The 22,944-nt window shown below is 73.2% G+C and carries 25 protein-coding genes; 11 read left to right on the plus strand and 14 right to left on the minus strand.

What is annotated here, in order from left to right; genetic code table 11:
- Positions 1-85: 85 nt before the first annotated feature.
- Genes V7S47_RS12990 through V7S47_RS13000 form a run of 3 tightly spaced genes read right to left on the minus strand, consistent with a single transcriptional unit; the run spans position 86 to position 2,371 of the window.
- Positions 86-1,423, minus strand: a complete 1,338-nt coding sequence (locus V7S47_RS12990) for a dipeptidase (protein ID WP_336561936.1) — start codon at positions 1,421-1,423, stop codon at positions 86-88.
- Between the two features lie 10 nt (positions 1,424-1,433).
- Complete coding sequence (locus V7S47_RS12995) at positions 1,434-1,793, minus strand: sterol carrier family protein (protein ID WP_090859843.1); 360 nt, start codon at positions 1,791-1,793, stop codon at positions 1,434-1,436.
- The gene (locus V7S47_RS13000) at positions 1,793-2,371 is read right to left on the minus strand and encodes a winged helix-turn-helix domain-containing protein (RefSeq protein WP_336561937.1); all 579 of its coding nucleotides are present in this window, start codon (positions 2,369-2,371) and stop codon (positions 1,793-1,795) included. The genes V7S47_RS12995 and V7S47_RS13000 overlap by 1 nt, the downstream gene beginning before the upstream one ends.
- Positions 2,372-2,440: 69 nt before the next feature.
- Between V7S47_RS13000 and V7S47_RS13005 the strand changes: the two genes are divergently transcribed.
- Together V7S47_RS13005 and V7S47_RS13010 are read left to right on the plus strand one after the other, a co-directional pair.
- Entirely contained in the window at positions 2,441-3,670 is a 1,230-nt protein-coding gene (locus V7S47_RS13005; RefSeq protein ID WP_336561938.1) for an MFS transporter, read from the plus strand.
- A 133-nt stretch (positions 3,671-3,803) separates the two neighbouring features.
- Entirely contained in the window at positions 3,804-4,634 is an 831-nt protein-coding gene (locus V7S47_RS13010; RefSeq protein ID WP_336561939.1) for a DNA-formamidopyrimidine glycosylase family protein, read from the plus strand.
- Positions 4,635-4,637: 3 nt separating this feature from the next.
- On the opposite strand, the gene V7S47_RS13015 is transcribed toward V7S47_RS13010, so the two are convergent.
- Complete coding sequence (locus V7S47_RS13015) at positions 4,638-5,057, minus strand: SDR family NAD(P)-dependent oxidoreductase (protein ID WP_336561940.1); 420 nt, start codon at positions 5,055-5,057, stop codon at positions 4,638-4,640.
- A gap of 55 nt (positions 5,058-5,112) precedes the next feature.
- Here V7S47_RS13015 and V7S47_RS13020 point away from each other — a divergent pair, with 55 nt between their 5' ends.
- Positions 5,113-5,928 (plus strand): FkbM family methyltransferase, encoded by an 816-nt coding sequence (locus V7S47_RS13020; RefSeq protein ID WP_336561941.1) that lies wholly within the window; start codon positions 5,113-5,115, stop codon positions 5,926-5,928.
- On the opposite strand, the gene V7S47_RS13025 is transcribed toward V7S47_RS13020, so the two are convergent.
- Positions 5,891-6,856 carry a helix-turn-helix transcriptional regulator gene (locus tag V7S47_RS13025; protein ID WP_336561942.1) on the minus strand — a complete coding sequence of 322 codons (966 nt, stop codon included), beginning with the start codon at positions 6,854-6,856 and terminating at the stop codon, positions 5,891-5,893. The genes V7S47_RS13020 and V7S47_RS13025 overlap by 38 nt on opposite strands.
- A gap of 63 nt (positions 6,857-6,919) precedes the next feature.
- Between V7S47_RS13025 and V7S47_RS13030 the strand changes: the two genes are divergently transcribed.
- Genes V7S47_RS13030 through V7S47_RS13040 form a run of 3 tightly spaced genes read left to right on the plus strand, consistent with a single transcriptional unit; the run spans position 6,920 to position 9,409 of the window.
- Complete coding sequence (locus V7S47_RS13030; protein WP_336561943.1) at positions 6,920-7,903, plus strand: ATP-binding cassette domain-containing protein; 984 nt, start codon at positions 6,920-6,922, stop codon at positions 7,901-7,903.
- Positions 7,900-8,670: an ABC transporter permease gene (locus tag V7S47_RS13035; RefSeq protein ID WP_336561944.1), complete on the plus strand. Its 771-nt coding sequence runs from the start codon at positions 7,900-7,902 to the stop codon at positions 8,668-8,670. Before V7S47_RS13030 ends, V7S47_RS13035 begins: the two co-directional genes overlap by 4 nt.
- A gap of 34 nt (positions 8,671-8,704) precedes the next feature.
- On the plus strand, positions 8,705-9,409 hold the full coding sequence (locus V7S47_RS13040; RefSeq protein ID WP_336561945.1) for a hypothetical protein: 705 nt from the start codon (positions 8,705-8,707) through the stop codon (positions 9,407-9,409).
- Positions 9,410-9,443: 34 nt separating this feature from the next.
- On the opposite strand, the gene V7S47_RS13045 is transcribed toward V7S47_RS13040, so the two are convergent.
- From V7S47_RS13045 to V7S47_RS13060, 4 genes are all read right to left on the minus strand, one after another.
- Complete coding sequence (locus tag V7S47_RS13045; RefSeq protein ID WP_336561946.1) at positions 9,444-10,166, minus strand: alpha/beta hydrolase family protein; 723 nt, start codon at positions 10,164-10,166, stop codon at positions 9,444-9,446.
- A 109-nt stretch (positions 10,167-10,275) separates the two neighbouring features.
- Positions 10,276-10,701 carry an alternative ribosome rescue aminoacyl-tRNA hydrolase ArfB gene (arfB, locus tag V7S47_RS13050; protein ID WP_336561947.1) on the minus strand — a complete coding sequence of 142 codons (426 nt, stop codon included), beginning with the start codon at positions 10,699-10,701 and terminating at the stop codon, positions 10,276-10,278.
- Positions 10,694-12,934 (minus strand): phosphoribosylformylglycinamidine synthase subunit PurL, encoded by a 2,241-nt coding sequence (gene purL / locus V7S47_RS13055; protein ID WP_336561948.1) that lies wholly within the window; start codon positions 12,932-12,934, stop codon positions 10,694-10,696. Before purL ends, arfB begins: the two co-directional genes overlap by 8 nt.
- Before the next feature lie 285 nt (positions 12,935-13,219).
- Positions 13,220-13,771: a TetR/AcrR family transcriptional regulator gene (locus tag V7S47_RS13060; RefSeq protein ID WP_336561949.1), complete on the minus strand. Its 552-nt coding sequence runs from the start codon at positions 13,769-13,771 to the stop codon at positions 13,220-13,222.
- A 123-nt stretch (positions 13,772-13,894) separates the two neighbouring features.
- On the opposite strand from V7S47_RS13060, the gene V7S47_RS13065 reads away from it, so the two are divergent.
- A complete protein-coding gene (locus V7S47_RS13065; RefSeq protein ID WP_336561950.1) occupies positions 13,895-15,364 on the plus strand; it encodes an MFS transporter in 1,470 nt (489 codons plus the stop codon).
- A 35-nt stretch (positions 15,365-15,399) separates the two neighbouring features.
- On the opposite strand, the gene V7S47_RS13070 is transcribed toward V7S47_RS13065, so the two are convergent.
- Positions 15,400-15,534 (minus strand): hypothetical protein, encoded by a 135-nt coding sequence (locus V7S47_RS13070; protein ID WP_257025123.1) that lies wholly within the window; start codon positions 15,532-15,534, stop codon positions 15,400-15,402.
- Positions 15,535-15,788: 254 nt separating this feature from the next.
- On the opposite strand from V7S47_RS13070, the gene V7S47_RS13075 reads away from it, so the two are divergent.
- Positions 15,789-17,225: a glycoside hydrolase domain-containing protein gene (locus V7S47_RS13075; protein WP_336561951.1), complete on the plus strand. Its 1,437-nt coding sequence runs from the start codon at positions 15,789-15,791 to the stop codon at positions 17,223-17,225.
- Positions 17,226-17,400: 175 nt separating this feature from the next.
- Here V7S47_RS13075 and V7S47_RS13080 read toward each other — a convergent pair whose 3' ends face one another.
- From V7S47_RS13080 to purS, 3 genes are read right to left on the minus strand one after another with little or no spacing between them, the layout of a single operon-like run.
- A complete protein-coding gene (locus V7S47_RS13080) occupies positions 17,401-17,850 on the minus strand; it encodes a DUF3817 domain-containing protein (protein ID WP_336561952.1) in 450 nt (149 codons plus the stop codon).
- Positions 17,847-18,515 carry a phosphoribosylformylglycinamidine synthase subunit PurQ gene (gene purQ / locus V7S47_RS13085; protein WP_336561953.1) on the minus strand — a complete coding sequence of 223 codons (669 nt, stop codon included), beginning with the start codon at positions 18,513-18,515 and terminating at the stop codon, positions 17,847-17,849. Before purQ ends, V7S47_RS13080 begins: the two co-directional genes overlap by 4 nt.
- The gene (gene purS, locus V7S47_RS13090; protein ID WP_336561955.1) at positions 18,512-18,778 is read right to left on the minus strand and encodes a phosphoribosylformylglycinamidine synthase subunit PurS; all 267 of its coding nucleotides are present in this window, start codon (positions 18,776-18,778) and stop codon (positions 18,512-18,514) included. The genes purQ and purS overlap by 4 nt, the downstream gene beginning before the upstream one ends.
- 47 nt (positions 18,779-18,825) lie before the next feature.
- Here purS and V7S47_RS13095 point away from each other — a divergent pair, with 47 nt between their 5' ends.
- Positions 18,826-19,338, plus strand: a complete 513-nt coding sequence (locus V7S47_RS13095; protein ID WP_336561956.1) for a general stress protein — start codon at positions 18,826-18,828, stop codon at positions 19,336-19,338.
- 60 nt (positions 19,339-19,398) lie between these two features.
- Here V7S47_RS13095 and V7S47_RS13100 read toward each other — a convergent pair whose 3' ends face one another.
- Entirely contained in the window at positions 19,399-20,973 is a 1,575-nt protein-coding gene (locus V7S47_RS13100) for a long-chain-fatty-acid--CoA ligase (protein WP_336561957.1), read from the minus strand.
- 118 nt (positions 20,974-21,091) lie between these two features.
- Here V7S47_RS13100 and V7S47_RS13105 point away from each other — a divergent pair, with 118 nt between their 5' ends.
- Both V7S47_RS13105 and V7S47_RS13110 read left to right on the plus strand, forming a co-directional pair.
- Complete coding sequence (locus V7S47_RS13105; RefSeq protein WP_336561958.1) at positions 21,092-22,006, plus strand: ABC transporter ATP-binding protein; 915 nt, start codon at positions 21,092-21,094, stop codon at positions 22,004-22,006.
- Positions 22,003-22,821 (plus strand): ABC transporter permease subunit, encoded by an 819-nt coding sequence (locus tag V7S47_RS13110; RefSeq protein ID WP_336561959.1) that lies wholly within the window; start codon positions 22,003-22,005, stop codon positions 22,819-22,821. The genes V7S47_RS13105 and V7S47_RS13110 overlap by 4 nt, the downstream gene beginning before the upstream one ends.
- Positions 22,822-22,944: the final 123 nt, after the last annotated feature.

Below are 22,944 nucleotides of genomic sequence, written 5' to 3' on the forward strand. Positions count from 1 at the left end.
CCCCGGCGACTTCGTTGCCCCGGAGTGACGACGGTCACTCGCGAGTGGTTCGGAGCCGCCGGGAGGGCGGATGGGTCCCGGTGAGCTAGGCGCCCAGGTTGCGCAGCAGCAGCGCCTCGGCGAGCACGACCCGCTCGAACTCGGCCAGGTGCAGGCCCTCGTTGGCGCCGTGGGCCCGGGTGTCGGGGTCCTCGACGCCGGTGACCAGCACGCTGGCCTGCGGGAACGCCTCCAGGAACTCGGCGATGAACGGGATCGAGCCGCCGACGCCCATGTCGACCGGGGCGGTGCCGTCCCAGGCCTCGGCGAAGGCCGCGCGGGCGGCGTCGTACGCCGGGCCCTGAGCGGGGAGCGCGATCGGCTCGCCGGTGTCGACGACGGTCGTCTGCAGGGCGGCGCCCCACGGAACGTGCGCCCGCAGGTGCTCCTCGAGCCGCGCGACGGCGTTCTCGGAGGTGTCGCCGGGGGCGATCCGGATGGTCACCCGGGCGCGAGCGACCGGGCTGAGGGTGTTGGAGGCACCGGCGACCTTGGGCGCGTCGAAGCCGGTGACGGTGATGGCCGGCTGGGTCCACAGCCGCTCGACCGCGGGGCCCTCGCCGATCCAGGACAACCCGTCGATGGCGCCGGACTCGGCGCGCAGCCGCTCCTCGGGGTACTCCACGTCGGCGGCCGGACCGCTCGCCAGGCCGGCCACGGCCGGCGCGCCGTCGGGGGTCCACAGGCTGTCGAGCAGCCGGACCATCGCCATGATCGCGTCGGGCGCGAGGCCGCCCCACATGCCCGAGTGCACGGCGTGGGTGAGCGTGCGGACCTCGACGTCGACGCGGATCAGGCCGCGCAGGCTGGTGGTCAGCGCGGGGACGCCGATGTCCCAGTTGCCGGAGTCGGCGATCACGATGACGTCGGCCTTGAGTCGGTCCTGGTACTGCTCGAGCAGCTGCGGGAGGGTCGCGCTCGCGACCTCCTCCTCACCCTCGATGAACAGCCGCACGGTCACCGGCAGGTCGTCACCGAGCGCCCGCAGCGCCCCGACGTGAGCCATGATCCCGGCCTTGTCGTCCGCGGCACCGCGGCCGTAGAGCCGGCCGTCGCGCTCGGTGGGCTCGTACGGCGGGGAGTCCCAGTCGGCCGGGTCGTTCTCGGGCTGGACGTCGTGGTGGGCGTAGAGCAGCACCGTCGGCGCCCCCTCCGGTCCCTTCTTCTCCCCGACGACGGCGGGCGGCGCGCCGTCGAACGCGCGCACGATCTCGGCGTCCACGCCCTCGGCCAGGAACAGCTCCAGGGTCCGCTCGGCGCTCTTCTCGACCTCGCTCAGCCGCTCGGGATCGGCGCTGACGGACTGGATCCGCACCAGGTCCTCGAGGTCCGCCCGCACGGACGGAAGGACGGCCTGCACCTTGCCCCGGATGTCGTCGCTCATGGCTTCGACCCTAGGTCAGCGGCAGATGGGGGGTCAGGTCGGCCCGCTCGCCACTGGCCCGGACCCGGGCGGTCGACTCGGCCTCCGCCCAGCCCAGCTCGCCGGTCGCCAGGGCGATCCAGGTGGCGGCGTCGGTCTCGACGACGGCGGGCGGGGTGCCGCGGGTGTGCCGGACTCCGGGGATCACCTGGACGGCGGCGTACGGCGGGACCCGGACCTCGACGGAGTGGCCGGGCGCCCGGTGCTCGAGCACCGCGAGGTAGTGCTTGACCAGCAGTCGGAGGTCGGTCTTCTCCGCCGACCCGTCGGCGAGGCGGGCGCGGGCCGCGGCGACGTCGGCCGGGGCGGCGGGCTTGAGGCGGGCGGCCATCAGTCGGTCTCCTCCTGCTCCAGGTCGGGGTGCGGCATGAGCATCGCGTAGTAGAGGTAGGTCCGGCGCTCGGCGTCGTCGCGCCCGCGGGTGCGCTCGCCCCAGGCGGTGACCAGGGCGACCAGCTCCTGCGACAGCTCGCGCGCCTCGTCCTTGGTCAGCCGCAGCGAGCTGTCCATGACCGACCGGGCGGTGCCCTCGTCGCGGCGGTCGTCGTGCGCGCGGTCGACGTAGGCGTGCGCCTTGGCCGCCGACTGGGCGCGGTAGACCGCCGACGCGGCCTTGCCGCCGGGCGCCTTCTCGATCTCGCCGAGGTCGAGGTTGACCCCGCGCGGCGAGGAGCGCCAGACCCGGTCGCGCCGGTCGCGGGCGGCGTCCGGGTCCTCCTCGATCAGCCCGTACTTGGCCAGCTGCCGCAGGTGGAAGCTCGCCTGGTTGGCCGGGATGTCGAGCAGCGCGGCGAGGTCGGCGGCACGCAGCGACCCGGCGGCGTCGAGCTCGGTGAGGATCCGGTTGCGGACCGGGTGGGCGATCGCGCGCAGCACCTTGGGGTCGTGCACGGGCCGGCTCTCGGACATGCGCCCACCCTACCCAACTTCCGCACGCACTATTGCGCAACATAACTTGCGCAATGTATGTTGCGGAACATGACCGGACATCGCCGCCTCCTCGGCAACCCCGACTTCACCGCGCTCTGGGTCGGCCAGACGATCAGCGAGCTGGGCACCCGCACGAGCCTGTTCGTCTTCCCGCTCCTCGCCTACGCCCTGACCGGGTCGGCGATGCTCGCCGCGCTCGTGGAGGCGGTGCACCTGCTCGGCCTGGCCGCGGCCCTGCTCCCGGCGGGCGTGGTCGCCGACCGGGTCGACCGGCGCCGGATGATGCGCGCGGCCAGCGCCACGGGCGCCCTGCTCTACGCCTCGCTCGCGCTCGCCGGCCTGTCCGGCGCCCTCACGCTCCCCCACCTGCTGGCCGTCGCACTGGTGACCGGGGCGGCCGCGGGCGTGTTCGCGCCGGCCGAGATGGCGGCGGTGCGGGCCGTCGTACCGGCCGAGGACCTGCCGACCGCGCTGAGTCAGCAGCAGGCCCGCCAGCACGTCGCCGCGCTGCTCGGGGCGCCGCTCGGCGGTGCCCTGTACGGCGTCACCCGCTGGCTGCCGTTCGCCGCGGACGCGCTGAGCTTCGCGGCCTCGTGGCTGCTGCTCGGTCGGATCCGGGCCGACCTGCGCCCGCCGCCGCGGACCACCCCGCGCAGCCCCGGCCGCGATCTGGCCGCGGGGATCCGGTTCATCGCCGGCCAGCCGTTCTTCCGGGTGCTGACCGTCTGGGCCGCGTGCGCGAACCTGGTCATCAACGCGCTGTTCCTGGTGGCGGTGCTGCGGCTGGTGCAGGACGGCTTCCCGCCGCTGCAGATCGCGCTCGTCGAGGTGGCGTCCGGGGTCTGCGGGATCGCCGGGGCGGTGGTCGCGCCCTGGCTGATCGACCGGCTGCCGACCGGGCGGCTGACCGTGGCGGTCGCCTGGAGCTTCGTCCCGCTGCTGGTGCCCCTGGCCTTCTGGAACAGCCCCCTGGTGGTCGCGGTGGCCCTGTCGGTCGGGGTGTTCCTCAACCCCGCGGGCAACGCCGGCATCGGCTCCTACCGGGTCGCGGTCACCCCGACCGAGCTGCAGGGCCGGGTGCAGTCGACGTCGCAGTTCGTGTCCATGTCGACGCTGCCGCTGGCTCCGCTCCTCGGCGGGCTGCTGCTGGAGGGCCTCGGCGGCTCGGGCGCGATCCTGGTGCTGGCCGTCCTGGTCGCCGCGGTCGCGCTGATCCCGACCCTGGCCCGGTCGGTGCGTGCCGTCCCCCGTCCCGTCGAGTGGGCGGTGGCGGCGTGAGCGCCCGGCGGACCGAGCGGCTGCGCCGCGAGCTGGCCCGTCGTACGGCGCGGCCGGCACCGATCCGGTCGTCTCCCCGCAGCGTCCCGGCGCCGCGCTGGGACCGGTAGGGCCCGGTCGGCAGACTGGACGGGTGCCGGAGGGGGACAGCGTCCACAAGCTCGCGCGGCGCCTCGACCGTGACCTGCTCGGGCGCGAGGTGGTCCGCAGCGACCTGCGCGTCCCCGCGCTGGCCACCCGTGACCTGGCCGGCCGCACCCTGCTCGCGCACGTCACCCACGGCAAGCACCTGCTGACCCGGTTCTCCGGCGACGTCACGCTCCACAGCCACCTGCTGATGGACGGCGAGTGGTCGGTGACCCGGCCCGGGAAGCGGCTGCCGTCCCGCGTCCTCCCGCACGTCCGGGTCGTGCTGGAGCTGGCGACCGGGAGCACCGCCTGGGGCATCCGGCTGCACCAGCTCGACCTGGTCGCGACCGCCGACGAGCACCGCCTGGTCGGGCACCTCGGCCCCGACCCGCTGCGCGAGGACTGGGACCCCGCCGAGGCGGTACGACGGCTGCGCGCGGACCCCGGCGTACCCCTGGTGTCGGCCCTGCTCGACCAGACCCGGATGGCCGGGCTGGGCAACCTGTGGGCCAACGAGCTGGCCTTCCTGACCGGGGTGTCGCCCTGGACGCCGGTGGGCGACGTCGACGTCGAGCGGCTGGTCGAGCGGGCCGCCCGGGCCCTGCGCCACTCCGCACTGGTGCCCGGCGCCTACCAGGTCACGACCGGCAGCAGCCGCCGCGGCGAGGACCACTGGGTGTCCGGGCGGCAGCGGCGGCCCTGCCTGCGCTGCGGCACGACCGTGCTGATGGTCGACGACCTGCCCCACGACCCCGCGAACCGTCGTACCTGGTGGTGCCCGCACTGCCAGCCCGGGCCGGGCCCGGAGACCCGGAGGCCGACCGTCGGCCGATGACGCTCAGCCGATGACCACGGCGGTGCCGGGCTCGGCGGCGCCGAGGTGCTCGACCACGGCGACGGCGACCCGGACGTCGTCGTCGCCCACCAACCCGACCATCCGCGGCTCGGCGACCAGCCGGGCGGCCAGGTCGCGGGCCCGGGCCGGGTCGACGCCGGTGATGACGACCAGGTCGGCGCCGCCGAGGTCGCGGGCCCGGGCGGCCAGCAGGTCGAGGTCCTGGTCGTCGGTCGGGTCGGCCTTCAGCGACCAGGCGGAGACCCGGCTGGAGCGGGCCAGGTCGGCGGTCGATTCGGCGGCCGCCCCGTCGGTGTCGACCACCAGCAGCCCCGCCCCGGCCCGCGCCAGGCGCAGGCAGACCTCGTGGCCGGGTCCGGTCCCGCCCCCGACGACGACGCAGAGCCTCCACCGCAGGTGCACCGGGGCAGGCTACGGGGTTCATCCGTCGTTCACGGGTCGTCCCTACGGTCACGCGATGGACACCCTCACCAGCGACCGCGTCGTCACCGCCGACGGCCGGACCCTCCTGGTCGACCCCGCCGACCCGCGCGCGGCCGACCTGGTCGCCTCCGGCGGCGACCTCAACCCACTCTCCCTGCGCATGTGGCGCCGCGCCCTGGCCGCCGTCGACTGGGACGTCGTCGTCGACGTCGGGGTCAACTACGGCGAGATGCTGGTCCGTTCCGCCCTGCCCGCCGGTGCCCGCCTGGTCGGCTTCGAGCCCAACCCCGTGGTCCGCGAGCTCGCCCGCCGCACCCTGGCGCTCAACGGGCTCGACGTCGACCTGCGGCCCCAGGCGGTGGGCGGCCGCAGCGGCTCGGCCCGCTTCGCGGTCGACCGGACCTGGTCGGGCACGTCGTCGCTCGACACCGGCACGTACGACGAGCCCGGCCGCTGGTCGTTCCTCGACGTCGAGGTCACCACCCTCGACGAGACCCTGGGCGAGCAGCCCGGCCCGTTCTGCGTGAAGGTCGACGTCGAGGGCTTCGAGCACGAGGTCGTCGCCGGGGCCCGCCGGTCCCTCGCGGCCCCCGTTCCGTGGGTGCTGATGCTGGAGGTCAAGCACCTGCCGGTGGACGTGCTCGAGGGCCTGGCCGCCGAGCACGCCGTCCTGCTGCTCGTGCCCGGCGCGACGCCCGCGGGTGACCGGTTCGTCCGCGCCCACCCCGACCACCTGGAGGACCTGCTGCCCTCGGGCAAGGTCTACGGCCAGGACTGCCTGCTGGCCGGGCCGCTCGCGGTCGGGCCGCTGCTCAGCGGTCCCCTCCCCGGTGGCCCCCGGCCCGGCTGAAGATCTCCGCGGCCCGCCGTACCTGGTCGGCGAGCTCGGGCGGACCGTCGATCCTGAAGTCGGCCCCGACCTGGGCCAGCACCATCAGCGGCCACTGCAGGTCGTCGACGTTCATCTCCAGCCGGCAGCCGTCACCGTCGGCGACGACGCTGCCCCAGTGCCCGACGGCCTGTTGCACGCGCTCGACCGGCGCCTCCACCCGCACGCGTACGGCGTACCGCTGCGGCATCCGGCGGATCCCCGACTGGACGAAGGTGAGCGCGTCCTCGGCGGGGAGGTCACGCGGGCGGAACCGGCCGCCGAACAGCCGGGCGTCGGCGATCCGGTCGACCCGGAAGCTGCGCCAGTCCTGGCGGTCGCGGTCGTAGGCGACGAGGTACCAGCGGCGTCCCAGCGAGACCAGCCGGTGCGGCTCCACCCAGCGCTCGGTCGGCTCGGCCTCGCGGGCGGTGTAGGTGAACCGCAGCGGCTCGTCGTCACGGCAGCCCTGGGCGAGCAGGGTCAGCACCGCCGCGTCGACCACCGGGCCGCCGCCCCAGGTGAAGTTCTCGGTCTGGGTGCGCAGGGCGTCGAGCTGGCGGCGCAGCCGCGGCGGCATCAGGGCGGTGACCTTGGTCAGCGCCTGCACGGAGGTCTCCTCCATGCCGCTGACCGCGCCGGCCGCGGCCGTGCGCAGGCCGACGGCGATCGCCACCGCCTCCTCGTCCTCCAGCAGCAGCGGCGGCAGCTGGCCGCCCGCGCGCAGCTGGTAGCCGCCGGACACGCCCCGCATCGCGTCGACGGCGTACCCGAGCTCGCGGAGGCGGTCGATGTCGCGTCGCAGCGTGCGCGGACTGACATCGAGCCGGTCGGAGAGCTCGGCGCCCGGCCAGTACCGGTGGGTCTGCAGCAGCGACAGCAGGCGGAGCATCCGGGCGCTGGTGGTCATGACGTCGAGACTAGATCGGATTGAGGCCAGGAACTGGCCGCAATGCTCCCTAGCGTCGTGCCCATGATGATCCGAACCCGCGGACTGACCCGCCACTTCACCCGTCACCAGCAGACGGTCGAAGCCGTGCGCGGCCTCGACCTCGACGTCCGGGAGGGCGAGCTCGTCGCCTTCCTCGGTCCCAACGGCGCCGGCAAGTCGACGACGCTGCGCATGCTCACGACCCTGGTCGCCCCGACCTCCGGCACCGCCGAGGTGGCCGGGTACGACGTCGTCCGCGACCAGCGCGACGTCCGCCGCAGCATCGGCTACGTCGGCCAGGGCAACGGCGCCGGCCACCAGCAGCGCGGCCGCGACGAGCTGGTCAGCCAGGCCCGCGCGTTCGGTCTCTCGCGGGCAGCGGCCGGGACCCGCGCCGACGAGCTGCTCGAGGCCTTCGACCTCACCGAGCAGGCCCGCCGGCCGGTCTCCACGCTGTCCGGCGGCCAGCGCCGCCGCCTCGACGTCGCGATCGGCCTGGTGCAGTCGCCTCGGGTGCTCTTCCTCGACGAGCCGTCCACCGGCCTCGACCCGCAGAACCGGGTCAACCTGCAGGAGCAGGTGCGCCGGCTGCACCGCGAGCAGGGCACCACGATCGTGCTGACCACGCACTACCTGGAGGAGGCCGACGCGATCGCCGACCGGGTGGTCGTGATCGACCACGGCGTGGTCATCGCCGACGACACCGCGGCCGCGCTGCGCTCCGGGCTCGGCGACCTGGTCACGCTGGGCCTGGCGTCCGAGGCCGACGCGGTCACGGCCGCCGAGCGGGGGGCCCGGCTGGTCCCCGGCGCGAGCGTCGAGCGGACGGGCGTCGTCGTACGGCTCCGCGCGCCGCGGGCCTCCGAGGCCGCCGCCGGCCTGGTCGCCGAGCTCGCGGCGTCCGGCGTCGCCATCGCCCGGCTGGAGGTCACCAGCGCCACCCTCGACGACGTCTTCCTCGAGCTCACCGGGCGCAGCCTGCGCGAGTCCGACACCGCCCCCACCCTCGAAGGAGCCCCCGCATGAGCACCCTCACGCCCACCCTGACGCCCACCCTGGTCACCGACACCTGGAACGTGATGACCCGCGAGCTGAAGCCGGTCTTCCGCGAGCCCGCCTCGGTGCTGTTCGCGATGGTCCAGCCGCTGGTCTTCCTGGCCCTGTTCGCGCCGCTGCTGCCCGACACCGGCGACGGCTCGGCGCTGCAGTGGTTCGTGCCCGGGATCGTGGCGATGACCACGCTGATGGGGGCGTCGTTCACCGGCGCCAACCTGCTCCAGGAGATGGTCACCGGCTCCCACGAGCGGCTGCTGGTCTCGCCGCTGTCGCGGACCTCGCTGCTGGTCGGCCGGGCGCTGAAGGAGATCGTGCCGATGCTGATGCAGACCGCGATCATCATCGCCGTCTGCACCCCGTTCTCCTTCGACCTGCACCTCGGCGGCGTGCTGCTGGCGATGGTGATCATGGCCGCGTTCAGCGTCGGCATCGGCGCCCTGTCGTTCGCGCTCGCCCTGGTGAGCAAGGGCCAGGACTGGCTGTTCTGGACCGTGCAGCAGACGCTGGTCTTCCCGCTGCTGCTGCTCGCCGGCGTCCTGCTCCCCCTGGACGGGGCGCCGGGCTGGCTGCGGTTCCTGTCCGACCTCAACCCGCTCACGTACGTCGTCGAGGCGGTCCGCCCGCTGTTCGCCGGGTCGTACCCCCTCGACACCATCGGCGCCGGCCTGCTCGCGTCGGCGCTGGTCGCGGCGCTCGGCCTGGTGGTCGGGCTGCGGGCGATGCGCGCGTCGTCGTAGGGGCTCGAGGCTCACGACCGCCTACGCTGCGGCCGTGAGCCTCGAGAAGCTCGGCGCCGAGCACGTGCGGGCGACGGTCGTCGCCCTGGAGCGGCGGATCGACGCCAGGTTCCCCGAGCGCGGGCTGCACCAGGTCTCGCTCGAGCTGGTCGCGATGGTCGACCGGGTCGCCAGCGTCTCGGTCGTGAACCGGCGCCGCATCGACACCGCCCGCACCGTCTCCCGGACGCTGATGGCCCTGGTCGTCGTGGCCACCGTCGTCGTGCTCGTCATCGCCGCGCGCGACGTCTCCGGCGACGCCGGCCCCGACAGCAGCGTCGACTGGGTGCCACTGATCGAGTCCGCGATCAACGACCTGGTCTTCGCCGCGATCGCGGTGTTCTTCCTCTGGTCCTTCCCCGAGCGGGTGCAGCGCGGGCAGGTCCTGACCCTGCTCCACCAGCTCCGCTCGCTGGCCCACATCATCGACATGCATCAGCTCACCAAGGACCCCGAGCGACTCCGCCCCGACTTCGTCCGGACGCCGGTCAGCCCCGAGCCGCACCTCGACCGCGACCAGCTGGAGCACTACCTCAACTACTGCTCCGAGCTGCTCAGCCTGGTCGGCAAGGCCGCCGCCCTGTGCGCCGAGGAGTCGCGCGACAACGTCGTCCTCGACACGGTCAGCACCATCGAGTCGCTCACCACCGGCATGTCCCGCAAGATCTGGCAGAAGATCTCGGTGCTGCCCAAGGCCTGACCCGCCCGGGTGGGTCCGGCCGGGGTGTGTCGAACTACCCCGCCAGCCCGTCCAGGATCTCCAGGGTCCGCGCCCAGGCCTCGGAGTCGGCGTCGATCACGGTGAAGTGGTCACCGTCGACCTCCACCAGCTCGGCGCTCGCACCGGCCTCGGTCGCGGCGGCGACGTACGCCTCGGACTGGGAGACCGGCACGACCTGGTCGTCACGGCCGTGCACGCACCACAGGGGCACGGCGAGCGGCACCTGGCGGATCGGGTCCACGGACGCGTCGCCCGGGCCGGGCGGGTGCCCCAGGAACGCCTCGACCGCCCCGCCGCCGAGCCCCGCCTCGTGCGCGGCGTCCAGGTCGAGCACGCCGGCCTGCGAGACGACGTGGGTGATCCCGACGTCCTGACCGGCGGCCCAGGTGACCAGGTGGCCACCGGCGGAGTGGCCGATCCCGACGACCGGGCCCGGCAGCACCGGACGGGCCGCGACGGCCGCGCGGACGTCGGCGAGCGTGTCGGCGGCACCCGTCCCCCGCCGGTACTCGATCGCCCAGGCGGCCCATCCCGCGGCGACCAGGCTCGGGACCAGCGGCTCGGCGTACTCGAGGCCGTACTCCGGCTTCCAGAACCCGCCGTGGACCACCACGGCCACCCCGCGGGGCTCGCCGGCGGGGAGGGTCAGCTCGGCGTACTGGCTCGCGTCGTCGCCGTACGACGTCCGCTCGGTCAGCGGCGGAAGGCCGGTCGGGACGTCGCTCGACTCGCTCATGGCGCCATCCTGCCCGCAGGCCGCGAGCAGCGCGCCCAGGGCAGGAAGGGAGAGGAGCGTGCGTCGGCGCATGCCAGGGGTTCGGTGCCGTGCCCCCGGCGGATGGCGGTCAGTCGAAGCGACCCTGACGGCCGCGCTTGGTCTCGCCGCGACGCTTCTTGGCGTCCAGCCGCCGCTCCTTCGAGCCGCGGGTCGGCCGCGTGGGCCGGCGCGACGGCGGCGGCGGGGCGGCGGCCTCGCGGAGCAGCTGCGCCAGCCGCTCGCGAGCGGCCCGGCGGTTGGCCAGCTGCGTGCGGTGCTCGCTGGCCGCGATGGTGACCACGCCGTCGACCAGCCGGCCGGCGAGGCGGGCCAGCAGCCGGGCCCGCAGGTGCTCGGGCACGGACGGCGAGCCGGCGACGTCGTACGAGAGCTCGACACGGCTGTCGGCGGTGTTGACGCCCTGCCCGCCGGGGCCGGAGGAGCGCGAGAAGCGCTCGGTCAGCTCACCCGCGGGCACCGCCCACGAGCCGGTGACGACGAGGTCGTCAGGCAAGTGCCGCCGGCAGCGTCGCCATCCACGCCGACCGGACCTCGAGGAGGGACGCCTCGAACTGCCCCTCGACGACCAGGCTGTCGCCGCCGGTGACCCCCAGCGCCGTGAGAGGTACGCCGTGGCGCGCGGCCAGGTCGGCGAGCCGGCCCTCGTCGCCGGGGGCGACGGTGACGACGACCCGGCCGGCCGACTCGGCGAACAGCCCGACGAAGGCGTCGCCCTCGAGCGAGACGGTCGCGCCGACCATGGCCTTCAGCGAGCCCTCGACCAGGGTCTGGGCCAGGCCGCCGTCGGAGACGTCGTGGGCCGAGGTGAGCAGCCCGACGCCCTCGTGCAGCAGCTCCGCGAGCGACTTCTCGGCCGCCAGGTCGACCCGCGGCGGCTGCCCGCCGAGGTGGCCGTGCACCACGTGGGCCCACTCGGAGCCGGACAGCTCCTCGCGGGTCTCGCCGAGCAGGAAGACCTGCTCGCCGGCGACGGTCCAGGCGGACGGCGTGCGCTTCGTGACGTCGTCGACCACGCCGAGGACGGCCACGACGGGCGTGGGCAGGATCGCGGTCTCGCCGGTCTGGTTGTAGAGGCTGACGTTGCCGCCGGTGACCGGGATGCCGAGCTCGAGGCAGCCGTCCTTCAGCCCGCGGCAGGCCTCGGCGAACTGCCACATCACGTCCGGGTCCTCGGGCGAGCCGAAGTTCAGGCAGTCGGAGATGGCCAGCGGCACCGCGCCGCCGGTCGCGACGTTGCGGTAGGACTCCGCGAGCGCGAGCCGCGCGCCGACGTACGGGTCGAGCTTGGCGAAGCGGCCGTTGCAGTCGGTCGAGACGGCGACGCCGAGGTTGGTCTCCTCGTCGACGCGGATCATCCCGCTGTCGCTGGGCTGCGCGAGCACGGTGTTGCCGCGCACGTAGCGGTCGTACTGGTCGGTGACCCAGGACTTGTCGCAGAGGTTCGGGCTGGCCACGAGGCGGAGCAGGGTCTCGCGCAGCTCCGCGCCGGTCGTCGGGCGGGCGAGCGCCTCGGCCCCGTCGGCCTGCAGCGCGTCCTGCCAGGACGGGCGCGCGAACGGGCGGTGGTAGGTCGGGCCGTCGTGCGCCACCGACCGCGGCGGTACGTCGACGACCCGCTCGCCGTGCCAGTCGATCTCCAGCCGGCCGGTGTCGGTGACCTCGCCGACCACGACCGCCTCGACGTCCCACTTCGCGCAGATGGCCAGGAACGCGGCGACGTCGTCGGGCTCGACGACGGCCATCATCCTCTCCTGCGACTCGCTCATCAGGATCTCCTCCGGCGCGAGCGTGGAGTCGCGCAGCGGGACCCGGTCGAGCTCGACGTGCATGCCGCCGTCGCCGGCGGACGCGAGCTCGGAGGTCGCGCAGGAGAGCCCCGCGCCGCCGAGGTCCTGGATGCCGGCCACCAGGCCGGCCGCGAAGATCTCGAGGGTGCACTCGATGAGGAGCTTCTCCATGAAGGGGTCGCCGACCTGCACGCTGGGCCGCTTGGCGGGGCCGTCGGCGTCGAAGGTCTCCGACGCGAGCACGCTCACGCCGCCGATGCCGTCGCCGCCGGTGCGGGCGCCGTACAGGATGACCTGGTTGCCGACGCCGGACGCCTTGGCGAGGTGGAGGTCCTCGTGGCGGAGCACCCCGATCGAGAGGGCGTTGACCAGCGGGTTGCCGAGGTAGGTCTCGTCGAAGACGACCTCGCCGCCGATGTTGGGCAGGCCGAGCATGTTGCCGTAGCCGCCGACACCGGCCACGATCCCCGGCAGCACACGCTGGGTGTCGGGGGCGTCGAGCGGGCCGAAGCGCAGCGGGTCCATCACGGCCACCGGCCGCGCGCCCATGGCGAGGATGTCGCGGACGATGCCGCCGACGCCGGTCGCGGCGCCCTGGTAGGGCTCGACGTACGACGGGTGGTTGTGCGACTCGACCTTGAAGGTGACGGCGTAACCCTGGCCGATGTCGAGGACGCCGGCGTTCTCGCCGATGCCGGCCAGCATCTTGCCGATCGGCGTCTCCTGCGGGATCTCGGAGAACTGCTTGAGGTGCACCTTGGACGACTTGTAGGAGCAGTGCTCGCTCCACATCACTGAGTACATCGCCAGCTCGGAGCTGGTGGGCCGGCGACCGAGGATCTGCCGGATCTCCTGGTACTCGTCGGCCTTCAGGCCGAGATCGGCCCAGGGCTGCTCGCGGGTGGGGTCTTCGGACGCAACGGCGACGGTGTCCAGCACGGCCACAATCTACCGGCGCTGGGCGGCTGACCACTCATCGGCTCGGTCGGTGGCTCACGCTGGACCAGTTGCAGGCGAAGCGAGCCCCCACGCCGGTTGAGGTGCGAGCGAAGCGAGCCCCACGCTGGTTGAGGTGCGAGCGAAGCGAGCCTCGAAACCCGTCTTGCCGACAGTCGGCCTCGGCCCAGGCCGACCCCCTGACCACCGGGTTTCGAGGCTCGGGCCTAGCGGCCCTCACACCTCAACCAGCGTCAGTCTTCGCACCTCTCACCAGCGAGGGCCTGATCAGGCCTTCAACAGCCCGTCGGCCACGACCTCGAGCATCGGTCGCACAGCAGCCACGTCGAGCTCGCCCTGGTCGGCGACCGTCGCCACGCCCCCGACCAGCCGGGCCACCTGGAGCGCGCTGACGTCCTCGCGTACGGCGCCCTCGGCCCGGAGCCGGTCGAGCACCCGGTCGCCGGCCGAGCGCAGCACCTCGCACTTGGTGCGGATCGGGGAGCCGTCGTCGCCCATCGCGCAGGTGATCTTGGCCGGGCCGCCCTTGTGGACGCTGATCAGCCGGACGTAGTCCTCGAACCAGCCGAGCAGCACGTCGCGCGGGCCGCCCTCGCGGGCCAGCGCCTTCTCGGCGGTCTCGTTGACCCCGTCGACCCAGCTCTGCATGACGGCGTCGATCAGGTCGTCGCGCGACGGGAAGTGCCGGTAGAGCGTGCCGGCACCGACCCCGGCCTGCTTGGCGATCAGGTCCAGCGACGCGTCGTACCCCTGGGCTCGGAAGACCGTTCGGGCGACCTCGACGATGCGGTCGCGGTTGCGCTGGGCATCGGCGCGCACGGGTCCTCCAGAGAATTCGCTTGCTAAACGGAGACAGTCTCCGTATCGTTCTGGGAGGAAGCGGAGCCATCCTCCGGATCTAATGTACCTCGGCCCGTCGGGCCAGAACAGGACTTCCTCCTCATGTCCACAGACACCACCGCCCCACCTGCTCGCACCATCCCCGCGAGCCCCATCGCCGCCGGCCCCGGGCTGCCGACCGAGCTGCCCGACAACGCGGGCCGGGCCGCCGCCGGCATCGCGATCGTCCTGGTCGCCCAGCTGATGCTCATCCTCGACGCCACCGTCGTGAACGTCGCCCTGCCGCACATCGACGCCGACCTGGGCTTCGGCCCGGCCGGGCTGTCCTGGGTCCTGAACTCCTACACGCTCGCCTTCGGCGGGCTGCTGCTCCTCGGCGGCCGGTTGGGCGACGTCTTCGGACGGCGCCGGATGTTCGAGTCCGGTCTCGCCGTCTTCACGCTCGCCTCGCTGCTCGGCGGCCTCGCCCAGAGCCCCGAGGTGCTGGTCGGCGCCCGTGCCCTCCAGGGCGTCGGCGCCGCGATGGCCGCCCCCGGCGTGCTCGCCCTGCTCACCACGAGCGCCCCCGACCAGGCCGCCCGCAACCGGGCCCTCGCCCTGTTCGGCGCGGTCTCGTCGGGCGGCATGTCCATCGGCCTGCTGCTCGGCGGCTTCCTCACCGACGTCGGCTCGTGGCGCTGGACGATGTTCATCAACGTCCCGATCGGCCTCGCGGTGCTGGCGCTGACCCGCCGATTCCTCGACGAGACCGCCCGCCGTCCCGGCCGCTTCGACATCGTGGGCGCGGTCACCGCCACCGGCGGTGCCGTCGCGATCGTCTGGTCGCTGATCGGCGCCCCCGACCACGGCTGGACCTCCGCCCGGACCCTGATCGGGCTCCTCGTGGGCCTGGCCCTGGTCTGCGCCCTCGCCGTCACGGAGCGTCGGGTCGCGCACCCGCTGCTCCAGCCGGTGCTGCTGCGCAGCCGGCAGCGGGTCGGGGGGCTGATGATGATCGCCCTCGTCGTCGGCGGCCAGCTGTCGATGTTCTTCCTGGCCGTCCAGCTGATCGAGGGCCAGCTCGGGTTCGGCCCGATGCAGACGGGTCTGGCCTTCCTGCCGCTGACCCTCGGCATCTTCGGGATGTCGCGGGTGACGCCGCGCCTGCTGGGCCGGGTCGGCGCCGTCCCGATGATGGTCGTCGGCTCTCTCGGCCTGGCGGCCAGCTTCGCCTGGCTCTCGACCGTCTCGGCGAGCGACACCTACCTCAGCGGCGTCTTCGGCCCGATGCTCCTCAACGGCCTGTCCGCCGGCCTGGTGTTCATGCCGGTGACCTCGACGATCCTCGCCGGGGTCGAGCCCGAGCACGCCGGCTCGGCGTCCGGGCTGCTGCAGACCTTCCAGCAGCTCGGCGGGGCGATCGGCCTGGCCGTGATCGTGTCGGTGTACGCCGCCGGCGCGGAGCCCGGTCAGTTCCTCCCGGGCGCGGACGCGGCGTTCCTCACCTCGTCGCTCTTCGCCCTGCTCGCCCTGGCCGCGGCCCTCGGACTGGTACGACGGCGCCGGGTCGCCGCGGTCCTCGAGACCGCCTGACCCGCTCCGCCTCGCGCCCCGACCCGGGCGTCGGCTCAGCCCTCGGCTGTGTCGGCGTCCGGGTCGCGGCGTTCCCAGGCCGATCCGGTCCAGGTCCAGCGACCGTCGGGGCTGTAGACCGGCGGCCCACCCAGGACGGGCTCGGGATGCACGTCGACGATCGTGCTCATCGTGGTTCCCTCCTTCGCCGCACTCCCCCCGAGCGCGGACCGGACGACCAGGATGGGGCAGCGGTGTCACCGGCGCGGCCGATCGGCTCAGATTTCACGGGGCGACGACCGAATCCCCCTCTGACCTGCGAAGACGTGTCGCCGAACTACAGCGTTGTAGTTCATCCGAACCTCTGTTACGCCTGTGACTGGTGAGGTTAAGGTGACGCGGAATCGACGGATTCGCCCCCGCCTTCTTCCCCTGGAGCTCCGCCATGCGCCGCCCCCGCCTGCCCTTCCGCGCCGTCCTCGCGACGACCCTGACCGGCCTGCTCGTCGCGACCACCGGGGTCGTCCTGGCCACGGGCGGAGCCGGCTCGACGGCCGCCGCCGAGACCCCGTCGTACGCCGCCGTGAGCTCAGCCGCCGCGGCAACCGCCGCTAGGAAGACGACCAACCCGGTGACGCCGGGCGACTTCACCGGCTTCGGCTTCGACCAGTGCGTCGCGCCCACGCAGGCCGCGATGGACCGCTGGCTGGCGACCTCGCCGTTCCTGGCCGTCGGCATCTACATCTCCGGCAAGTCCCGGGCCTGCCGCAACCAGCCCAACCTCACCCCGACCTGGGTGGCGACCCAGCTCCGCAAGGGCTGGCGGCTGCTGCCCATCACCCTGGGCCCGCAGGCCTCCTGCCAGCCGCGGTTCCCGCGCTACAAGGACGACGTCCGGATCGACCCGCGCCCCGGCAACGGCACCTACGGCCGGGCCTTCAGGATGGGCCGCGCCGAGGCCGACACCACCGTCACCGACGCGAAGGCGCTCGGCATCGTCGCCGGCAGCACGCTCTGGTACGACCTCGAGGGCTACGACAGCAAGAACACGAACTGCCGCGAGTCGGCGCTGCGCTTCCTCAGCGGCTGGACCGAGCGACTGCACGAGCTCGGCTACGTCTCCGGCGTCTACTCCAGCGCCGGGTCCGGCATCAAGGACCTCGACGACGCCCGGGTCGCCCGACCGACCGCCTTCACCTTCCCCGACCGGATCTGGGTCGCCCGCTGGGACGGCGTCGCGAACACCTCCTCGCCCGGCTACCTCCGCGAGGAGGGCTGGCGCCCCGGCGGCCGGGTCAAGCAGTACCGCGGCGGCCACGACGAGACCTGGGGCGGCGTCACGATCAACATCGACAGCAACTTCCTCGACCTCGGCCGTGGTTCGGTGGCCGCGCGCGAGACGCGCTGCGGCGGCGTCCCCCTCGACCTGCGGACGTACGGCGCCATCCGCCGGCCCACCGCCACCCGGTCGGCCCCGGCCGGGCAGGTCAAGGCGCTGCAGTGCCTGCTGAAGGAGAAGAACCTCTACCGCGGCAGCACCAACGGGCGCGTCAACAAGCGCACCGTGCGCGCCTACCGCGTGTGGCAGAAGCACGTCGGCCACACCGTCTCCGACTCCTGGTCGCGCCGGAACTGGATGTCGCTGCTCGCCCACGGCAGCGCGCCGCTGCTGAAGTACGGCTCCGCCGGCGAGGCGGTCCGCCGCCTGCAGCGCAGCCTCAACGCCGCCCGCCCGGCGAACAAGCTCCCCGTCGACGGCGTCTTCCGCGCCAGCACCGACAAGGCGCTGAAGACCTACCAGGCGCGGATCCGGCACCGCGCCAGCGGCGTCGTCACCGCCGCGACCTGGCGGGCCCTCGCCCAGGGCCGGGTCCGCCGCTGACCGTCGGCGGGTCTCGATACGCCCCGCTCGTCCCTCGCGGAGCTACTCGACCAACGAACCGGCTCCCCTCGGTGGTCTCTCTCGCGAGCGCCAGCGAGCGTATCGAGACCCGAGCAACCACCCTCGCTGGTCTCTCTCGCAAGCGCCAGCGAGCGTATCGAGACCCCCGGCTGGGTCAGCCGGAGGCGGGCGGGCCGACGAGGAGCGCGAGCACGGTCAGGACCAGGACGGCCACGACGCCGGCGGCCAGGCCCTGCTGCGGCTTGCGGATCAGCCAGGAGACCAGGCGCTGGACGGGTCCGGCGGGGGTCTCGGTGCGCAGCCGCCAGGTGGTGCCGAGCAGGCCGCGGTGCTCGGCGTACCGGTCGAAGAGCACGGTGAAGAACGGCGGGATCGAGGAGACCACGCCGAGCACGGTGCGGCCGGTCGACCACTTCTGGTCGACGGCGACGACCAGCGTCGTGAGCACGTAGGCGATGAAGACGATGCCGTGCAGCATGCCGCCGACGCTGACGACCGCCTCGGTGGTCTCGGTGACGTACTTCAGGAACATGCCCGTCAGCAGCAGCGCCCAGGTGATCGCCTCGGCGACCGCGACGGTCCGGAACAGCTTGAGCGGCGTCATGAGAAGGCGGCGACGGCGAGCGAGGTGAAGAAGCCCAGGCCGTCGGTGCCGGAGCCGGTGAGCTCCTCGACCGCGTGCTCGGGGTGCGGCATCAGGCCGACCACGTTGCCCCGCTCGTTGGTCACGCCGGCGATGTCGCGCAGCGAGCCGTTGGGGTTGACGTCGAGGTAGCGGGCGACGACGCGCCCCTCCCCCTCGAGCCGGTCGAGGGTCTCGGCGTCGGCGACGAAGCCGCCCTCGCCGTTCTTGAGCACGACGGTGATCTCGGCGCCCTCGTCGTACGACGAGGTCCAGGCCGTCGAGGCGTTCTCGATGCGCAGCCGCTGGTCGCGGCAGACGAACTTGCGGTGGTCGTTGCGAATCAGCGCCCCGGGCAGCAGGTGGGACTCGCAGAGGATCTGGAAGCCGTTGCAGATGCCGAGCACGGGCATCCCCTTGCCGGCCGCCTCGATCACCTCGGCCATCACCGGGGAGAACCGCGAGATGGCCCCGCAGCGGAGGTAGTCGCCGTACGAGAAGCCGCCCGGCAGCACGACCGCGTCGACCCCGCGGAGGTCGTGGTCGCCGTGCCACAGCGCGACCGCCTCGTGTCCGCCGATGCGGACCGCACGCTGCGCGTCGACGTCGTCGAGCGAGCCGGGGAAGGTGACGACCCCGACCTTCACGCCACGGTCCCAGCGTCCGACGCAGCCACGCGCACGGCGAAGTTCTCGATGACCGGGTTGGAGAGCAGCGTCTCGGCCATCTGGTGCACCTGCTCGAGCACGGCCTCGGTCACCTCGCCCTCGACGGTGATCTCGAAGCGCTTGCCCTGGCGGACGTCGGTGACGCCGCTGAAGCCGAGCCGGGGCAACGCCCCCTGCACGGCCTTCCCCTGCGGGTCGAGGATCTCGGGCTTGGGCATGACGTCGACGACGACTACGGGCATGGCCGTCAGTCTAGAGCGGACCGCGGACGGTCCGGCACACTGGAGGTATGAGCATGCCCACCTCCGGCACCCCCCGCGCCAACGCCGCCTCGCCGCTGAGGCTGGAGTTCCCCCAGTCCCTGGCCACCTACGACGACTACGCCGCCGCGCAGAAGTCGGTCGACTACCTGTCCGACCAGAAGTTCCCCGTCGAGCAGCTGATGATCGTCGGCACCGACCTGAAGCGGATCGAGCGGATCACCGGGCGGCTCACCTGGAACCGGGTCGCCATGGGCGGCGTGCTCTCCGGCGTCTGGCTCGGCCTGTTCGTCGGCGTGATCCTGTCGCTCTTCTCCGACGAGGGCTTCGTCACCATCGTCTCGACGATGCTCTTCGGCGCGCTGTTCGGCCTGATCTGGGCCCTCGTCGGGTACGCCGCCACCCGCGGCCAGCGGGACTTCTCGTCGGTCACCCAGGTGGTGGCGACCCGCTACGAGGTGCTGGTCGAGCACAAGTCCGCCGCGCAGGCGCGCGAGCTGCTCGCCGGGCTGCCCGGCGCGCTCCCCAACCCCTTCGCCTGATCCGCCGACGCTGGTTGAGGTGCGAGCGGAGCGAGCCTCACACCTCAACCACCGGGGGCGTCAGGTGAGTTCGCGCTTGAGGATCTTGCCCGTCGCGGTCATCGGGAGGCTGTCGACGACCTCGACCTGGCGGGGGTACTTGTAGGCGGCCATCTGCTCCTTACCCCAGGCCACCAGCTCCTCGGGCGAGAGGGAGGCGCCGGCGTTGAGGATGACGTACGCCTTGATCTCCTCGCCGTGGCTGTCGTGCGGCACGCCGACGACGGCGGCCAGCGAGACGTCCGGGTGGGTGAGGAGGACCTCCTCGATCTCGCGCGGGTACACGTTGAAGCCGCCGCGGATGATCATGTCCTTGGAGCGGTCGACGATGTAGTACCAGCCGTCCTCGTCGCGGCGGCCGAGGTCGCCGGAGCGGAACCAGCCGTCCCGCAGCACCTCGTCGGTCGCCTCCGGCCGGCCGTGGTAGCCCTTCATGATGTTGTGGCCCTTGATGGCGATCTCGCCGATCGCGTCGGGCGTCCACTCGACCTCGTCCCAGCTCTCCGGGTCGAGCAGGGTCATCTCGACGCCGGGGATCGGGGTGCCGACCGAGCCGACGCGGGCCGGCTCGCCGTAGTGGGAGAACGACGCCACCGGCGAGGTCTCGGAGAGGCCGTAGCCCTCGAGGATGGTGACGCCGAAGCGCTTCTCGAAGTCCTTGTGCACCTCGACCGGCAGCGCCGAGCCACCGGCGGCCGCGACCCGGAGGTTCTGCGCCAGCGTCGACACGTCCGTGTCGGGGGTGAGCGCGCCGAGCAGGCCCCAGTACATGGTGGGGACACCGGCGAAGAAGGTGACGCCCTCCCTCAGCATCAGCCCGAGCGCCGGCTCGGCCTCGAAGCGCGGCAGCATCACGACGGTGCCGCCGAAGGCGAAGGCGCCGTTCTGGATGACCGTCTGGCCGAAGGAGTGGAAGAGCGGCAGCACGCACAGGTAGGTGTCGGGCTTGTCCGCGTCGGCGCCGAAGAGGTCCTTGCTGGCCAGCGCGTTGTCGCGCATGTTGCGGTGCCGCAGCTCGGCGCCCTTGGGCTGGCCGGTGGTGCCGGAGGTGTAGAGGATGACCGCGGTGTCGTTCTCGTCGGTGGCGACCGAGGTGAAGGTCGAGGGCTGCCCGGCGGCGGCCTGCATCAGCGTCTCGGTGCCCTCGATCGGCGAGTCCGCACCGGGGTCGGCGGTGATCACGAAGAAGTGCTCACAGCCCTCGGCGTCCTGGAAGCCGGCGTACCCCTCCTGGCCGATGGGCAGCTCAGGGGTGCCCTGGAAGCAGAAGTAGGCCTTCGCGTCGGAGTCGCCGAGGTGGTAGGCCACCTCGCGGCCCTTGAGCAGGACGTTGAGCGGCACCACGGTCGCGCCGGCCTTGAGGATGCCGAAGTAGACGATCGTGAAGTAGGGCAGGTTCGGGCAGCTCAGCGCGACCTTGTCGCCCGGCTCGATCCCGCGCGAGGTCAGCAGGTTGGCGACCAGGTTGGCGGCCCCGTCGACCTGCGCGTAGGTGAGCCGGGTGTCCCCGAACACGATCGCGTCGCGGTCGGCGTACTGCCGCGCGCTGTCCTCGAGAAAGGTCGACAGGTTGTAGATCAACGTGGCCTCCGTCACGAAAGGGGATGGTCGCCAACCTACCCCCGGACCCCGAGGCCGACTCAGGGTCGGCTCAGGGGTGCGCCGGGGCTCGCTCCCGATGCCGGTGGGTCCCGGGAGCGCGAGGCTGAGGGTCATGATCACCGCGCGAGCGCTCACGAAGACGTACGGCGAGACCACCGCCGTCGACGGCATCGACTTCACCGTCCGCCCCGGACTGGTGACCGGCTTCCTGGGGCCCAACGGCGCCGGCAAGTCCACCACCATGCGGATGGTGATCGGGCTGGACCGGCCCACCGCGGGCGAGGTCCGCGTCAACGACCACCGGTACGCCGACACCCCCGCGCCGCTGCGCGAGGTCGGCGCGCTGCTCGAGGCCCGGTCGGTCCACCCGGGCCGGTCCGCGCTCGACCACCTGCGCTGGCTGGCCGCGACCAACGGCATCCCGCGCTCGCGCGTGGACGCCGTCCTGGAGCAGGTCGGTCTCGGGGCCGTCGCGGCCCGGCGGGTCTACAAGTTCTCGCTCGGCATGGGCCAGCGGCTCGGCATCGCCGCCGCCCTGCTCGGCGACCCGCCGGTGATCGTGCTCGACGAGCCGGTGAACGGCCTGGACCCCGAGGGCATCCGCTGGGTCCGCACCCTGGCCCGCGAGCTGGCTTCCGAGGGCCGCACGGTGATGGTCTCGAGCCACCTGATGTCGGAGATGGCGCTGACCGCCGACCACCTGCTCGTGATCGGCCGGGGCCGGATCCTCGCCGACTGCTCGATGTCGGACTTCATCAGCGAGCACGCGGCGTCGTACGTGCGGGTGCGGAGCCCGCAGCAGGTGGCCCTGGCCGAGAGGCTGCAGGCGCGTGGCCTCGCCGTCACCGCCTACGACGGGGAGCTGCGGGTCGACGGCCGCGACGCGGTGACGATCGGCGACACCGCGGCCGCCGCCGGGCTGACCCTGCACGAGCTCACCGTCGTCAGCTCGTCGCTGGAGGAGGCCTTCATGACGCTGACCGCGGACAGCGTCGACTACCACGCCACGGCGGGAGCAGCGGCATGAGCGCCACCGCGATCGGGACTGCCGAGCGGGCGACCGCGTCGTACCCGCCGCAGACCTTCGGGCGGGTGCTGCACGGCGAGTGGATCAAGTTCTGGAGCGTCCGCAGCACCCGCTGGTCGCTGGTCGCGCTGGTCGTCCTCGGCGTCGGGCTGACCGCGATGATCTGCGCCTCGAGCGCGGACTGGCTGGCCAGCGGCGACGCCGACGAGTCGCCCGGCTCGTTCGTGACCTGGGGGATGATGCTGGCGCAGGTGACCGGCGTCGTGCTCGGCGCGATGGTCGTCACCAGCGAGTACGGCACCGGGATGATCCGCTCCACGCTGGCCGCCGTCCCGCGGCGCGGGCGGGTGCTGGCCGCCAAGGCCGTCGTGCTGACCGGCGTGCTGCTGGTCGCGGGCACGGTGACCGCGTTCGCGGGCTACCTGGCCGGCAACTTCTTCCTCGACCGGGCCGGCGTGGGCGTGCCGCTCGACGGCGACGGCGTCGTACGGGCGCTCTTCGGCAACGGGCTCTACCTCGCCACCCTCGGCCTGCTGACCGCCGCCGTCGGCCTGCTCGTGCGGCACACGGCGGCCGCGCTCTCGATCGTGCTCGGCACGGTCTTCGTGGTCGGCACCATGGCCAACCTGCTGCCCGGCACCTGGGGCGAGTGGGTGTCCAAGCTGCTCCCCGGCAACGCCGGCATGACCATCGCCACCCCCGTCTCGTTCAACCCCGAGGCGCTCGGTCCCTGGACCGGCTTCGGCGTCCTCGTCCTGGAGACCGTTGTCGTGCTCGCCGCGGGGTGGTGGGCCCTGGTCCGCCGCGACGCCTGACCACGCCGGTGGTTGAGCAGGCTGCGCGGCAACCGTCTCGAACTCCCCCGTCCGGTGGTTGAGGAGGTTGCGCCAGCAACCGTCTCGAAACCCGGTGAGGCGGCAGTCGGCCCCGGAGACCGA

It is taken from the genome of Nocardioides sp. CCNWLW216 (assembly GCF_037120545.1).
GTDB classification, from domain to species: Bacteria; Actinomycetota; Actinomycetes; order Propionibacteriales; family Nocardioidaceae; genus Nocardioides; species Nocardioides lianchengensis.

Bases quoted from the DNA above. Each gene is read 5' to 3' on its own strand.
- V7S47_RS13000 (WP_336561937.1), bottom strand. From the start codon at position 2,371: ATGTCCGAGAGCCGGCCCGTGCACGACCCCAAGGTGCTGCGCGCGATC.
- V7S47_RS13045 (WP_336561946.1), bottom strand. From the start codon at position 10,166: ATGAGCGAGTCGAGCGACGTCCCGACCGGCCTTCCGCCGCTGACCGAG.
- V7S47_RS13095 (WP_336561956.1), top strand. From the start codon at position 18,826: ATGAGCATGCCCACCTCCGGCACCCCCCGCGCCAACGCCGCCTCGCCG.
- V7S47_RS13020 (WP_336561941.1), top strand. From the start codon at position 5,113: ATGGACACCCTCACCAGCGACCGCGTCGTCACCGCCGACGGCCGGACC.
- V7S47_RS13005 (WP_336561938.1), top strand. From the start codon at position 2,441: ATGACCGGACATCGCCGCCTCCTCGGCAACCCCGACTTCACCGCGCTC.
- V7S47_RS13030 (WP_336561943.1), top strand. From the start codon at position 6,920: ATGATGATCCGAACCCGCGGACTGACCCGCCACTTCACCCGTCACCAG.
- V7S47_RS13110 (WP_336561959.1), top strand. From the start codon at position 22,003: ATGAGCGCCACCGCGATCGGGACTGCCGAGCGGGCGACCGCGTCGTAC.
- V7S47_RS13075 (WP_336561951.1), top strand. From the start codon at position 15,789: ATGCGCCGCCCCCGCCTGCCCTTCCGCGCCGTCCTCGCGACGACCCTG.
- V7S47_RS13065 (WP_336561950.1), top strand. From the start codon at position 13,895: ATGTCCACAGACACCACCGCCCCACCTGCTCGCACCATCCCCGCGAGC.
- V7S47_RS13070 (WP_257025123.1), bottom strand. From the start codon at position 15,534: ATGAGCACGATCGTCGACGTGCATCCCGAGCCCGTCCTGGGTGGGCCG.
- V7S47_RS13105 (WP_336561958.1), top strand. From the start codon at position 21,092: ATGATCACCGCGCGAGCGCTCACGAAGACGTACGGCGAGACCACCGCC.
- V7S47_RS13025 (WP_336561942.1), bottom strand. From the start codon at position 6,856: ATGACCACCAGCGCCCGGATGCTCCGCCTGCTGTCGCTGCTGCAGACC.
- V7S47_RS13080 (WP_336561952.1), bottom strand. From the start codon at position 17,850: ATGACGCCGCTCAAGCTGTTCCGGACCGTCGCGGTCGCCGAGGCGATC.
- V7S47_RS13035 (WP_336561944.1), top strand. From the start codon at position 7,900: ATGAGCACCCTCACGCCCACCCTGACGCCCACCCTGGTCACCGACACC.
- V7S47_RS12990 (WP_336561936.1), bottom strand. From the start codon at position 1,423: ATGAGCGACGACATCCGGGGCAAGGTGCAGGCCGTCCTTCCGTCCGTG.
- V7S47_RS12995 (WP_090859843.1), bottom strand. From the start codon at position 1,793: ATGGCCGCCCGCCTCAAGCCCGCCGCCCCGGCCGACGTCGCCGCGGCC.
- purS (WP_336561955.1), bottom strand. From the start codon at position 18,778: ATGCCCGTAGTCGTCGTCGACGTCATGCCCAAGCCCGAGATCCTCGAC.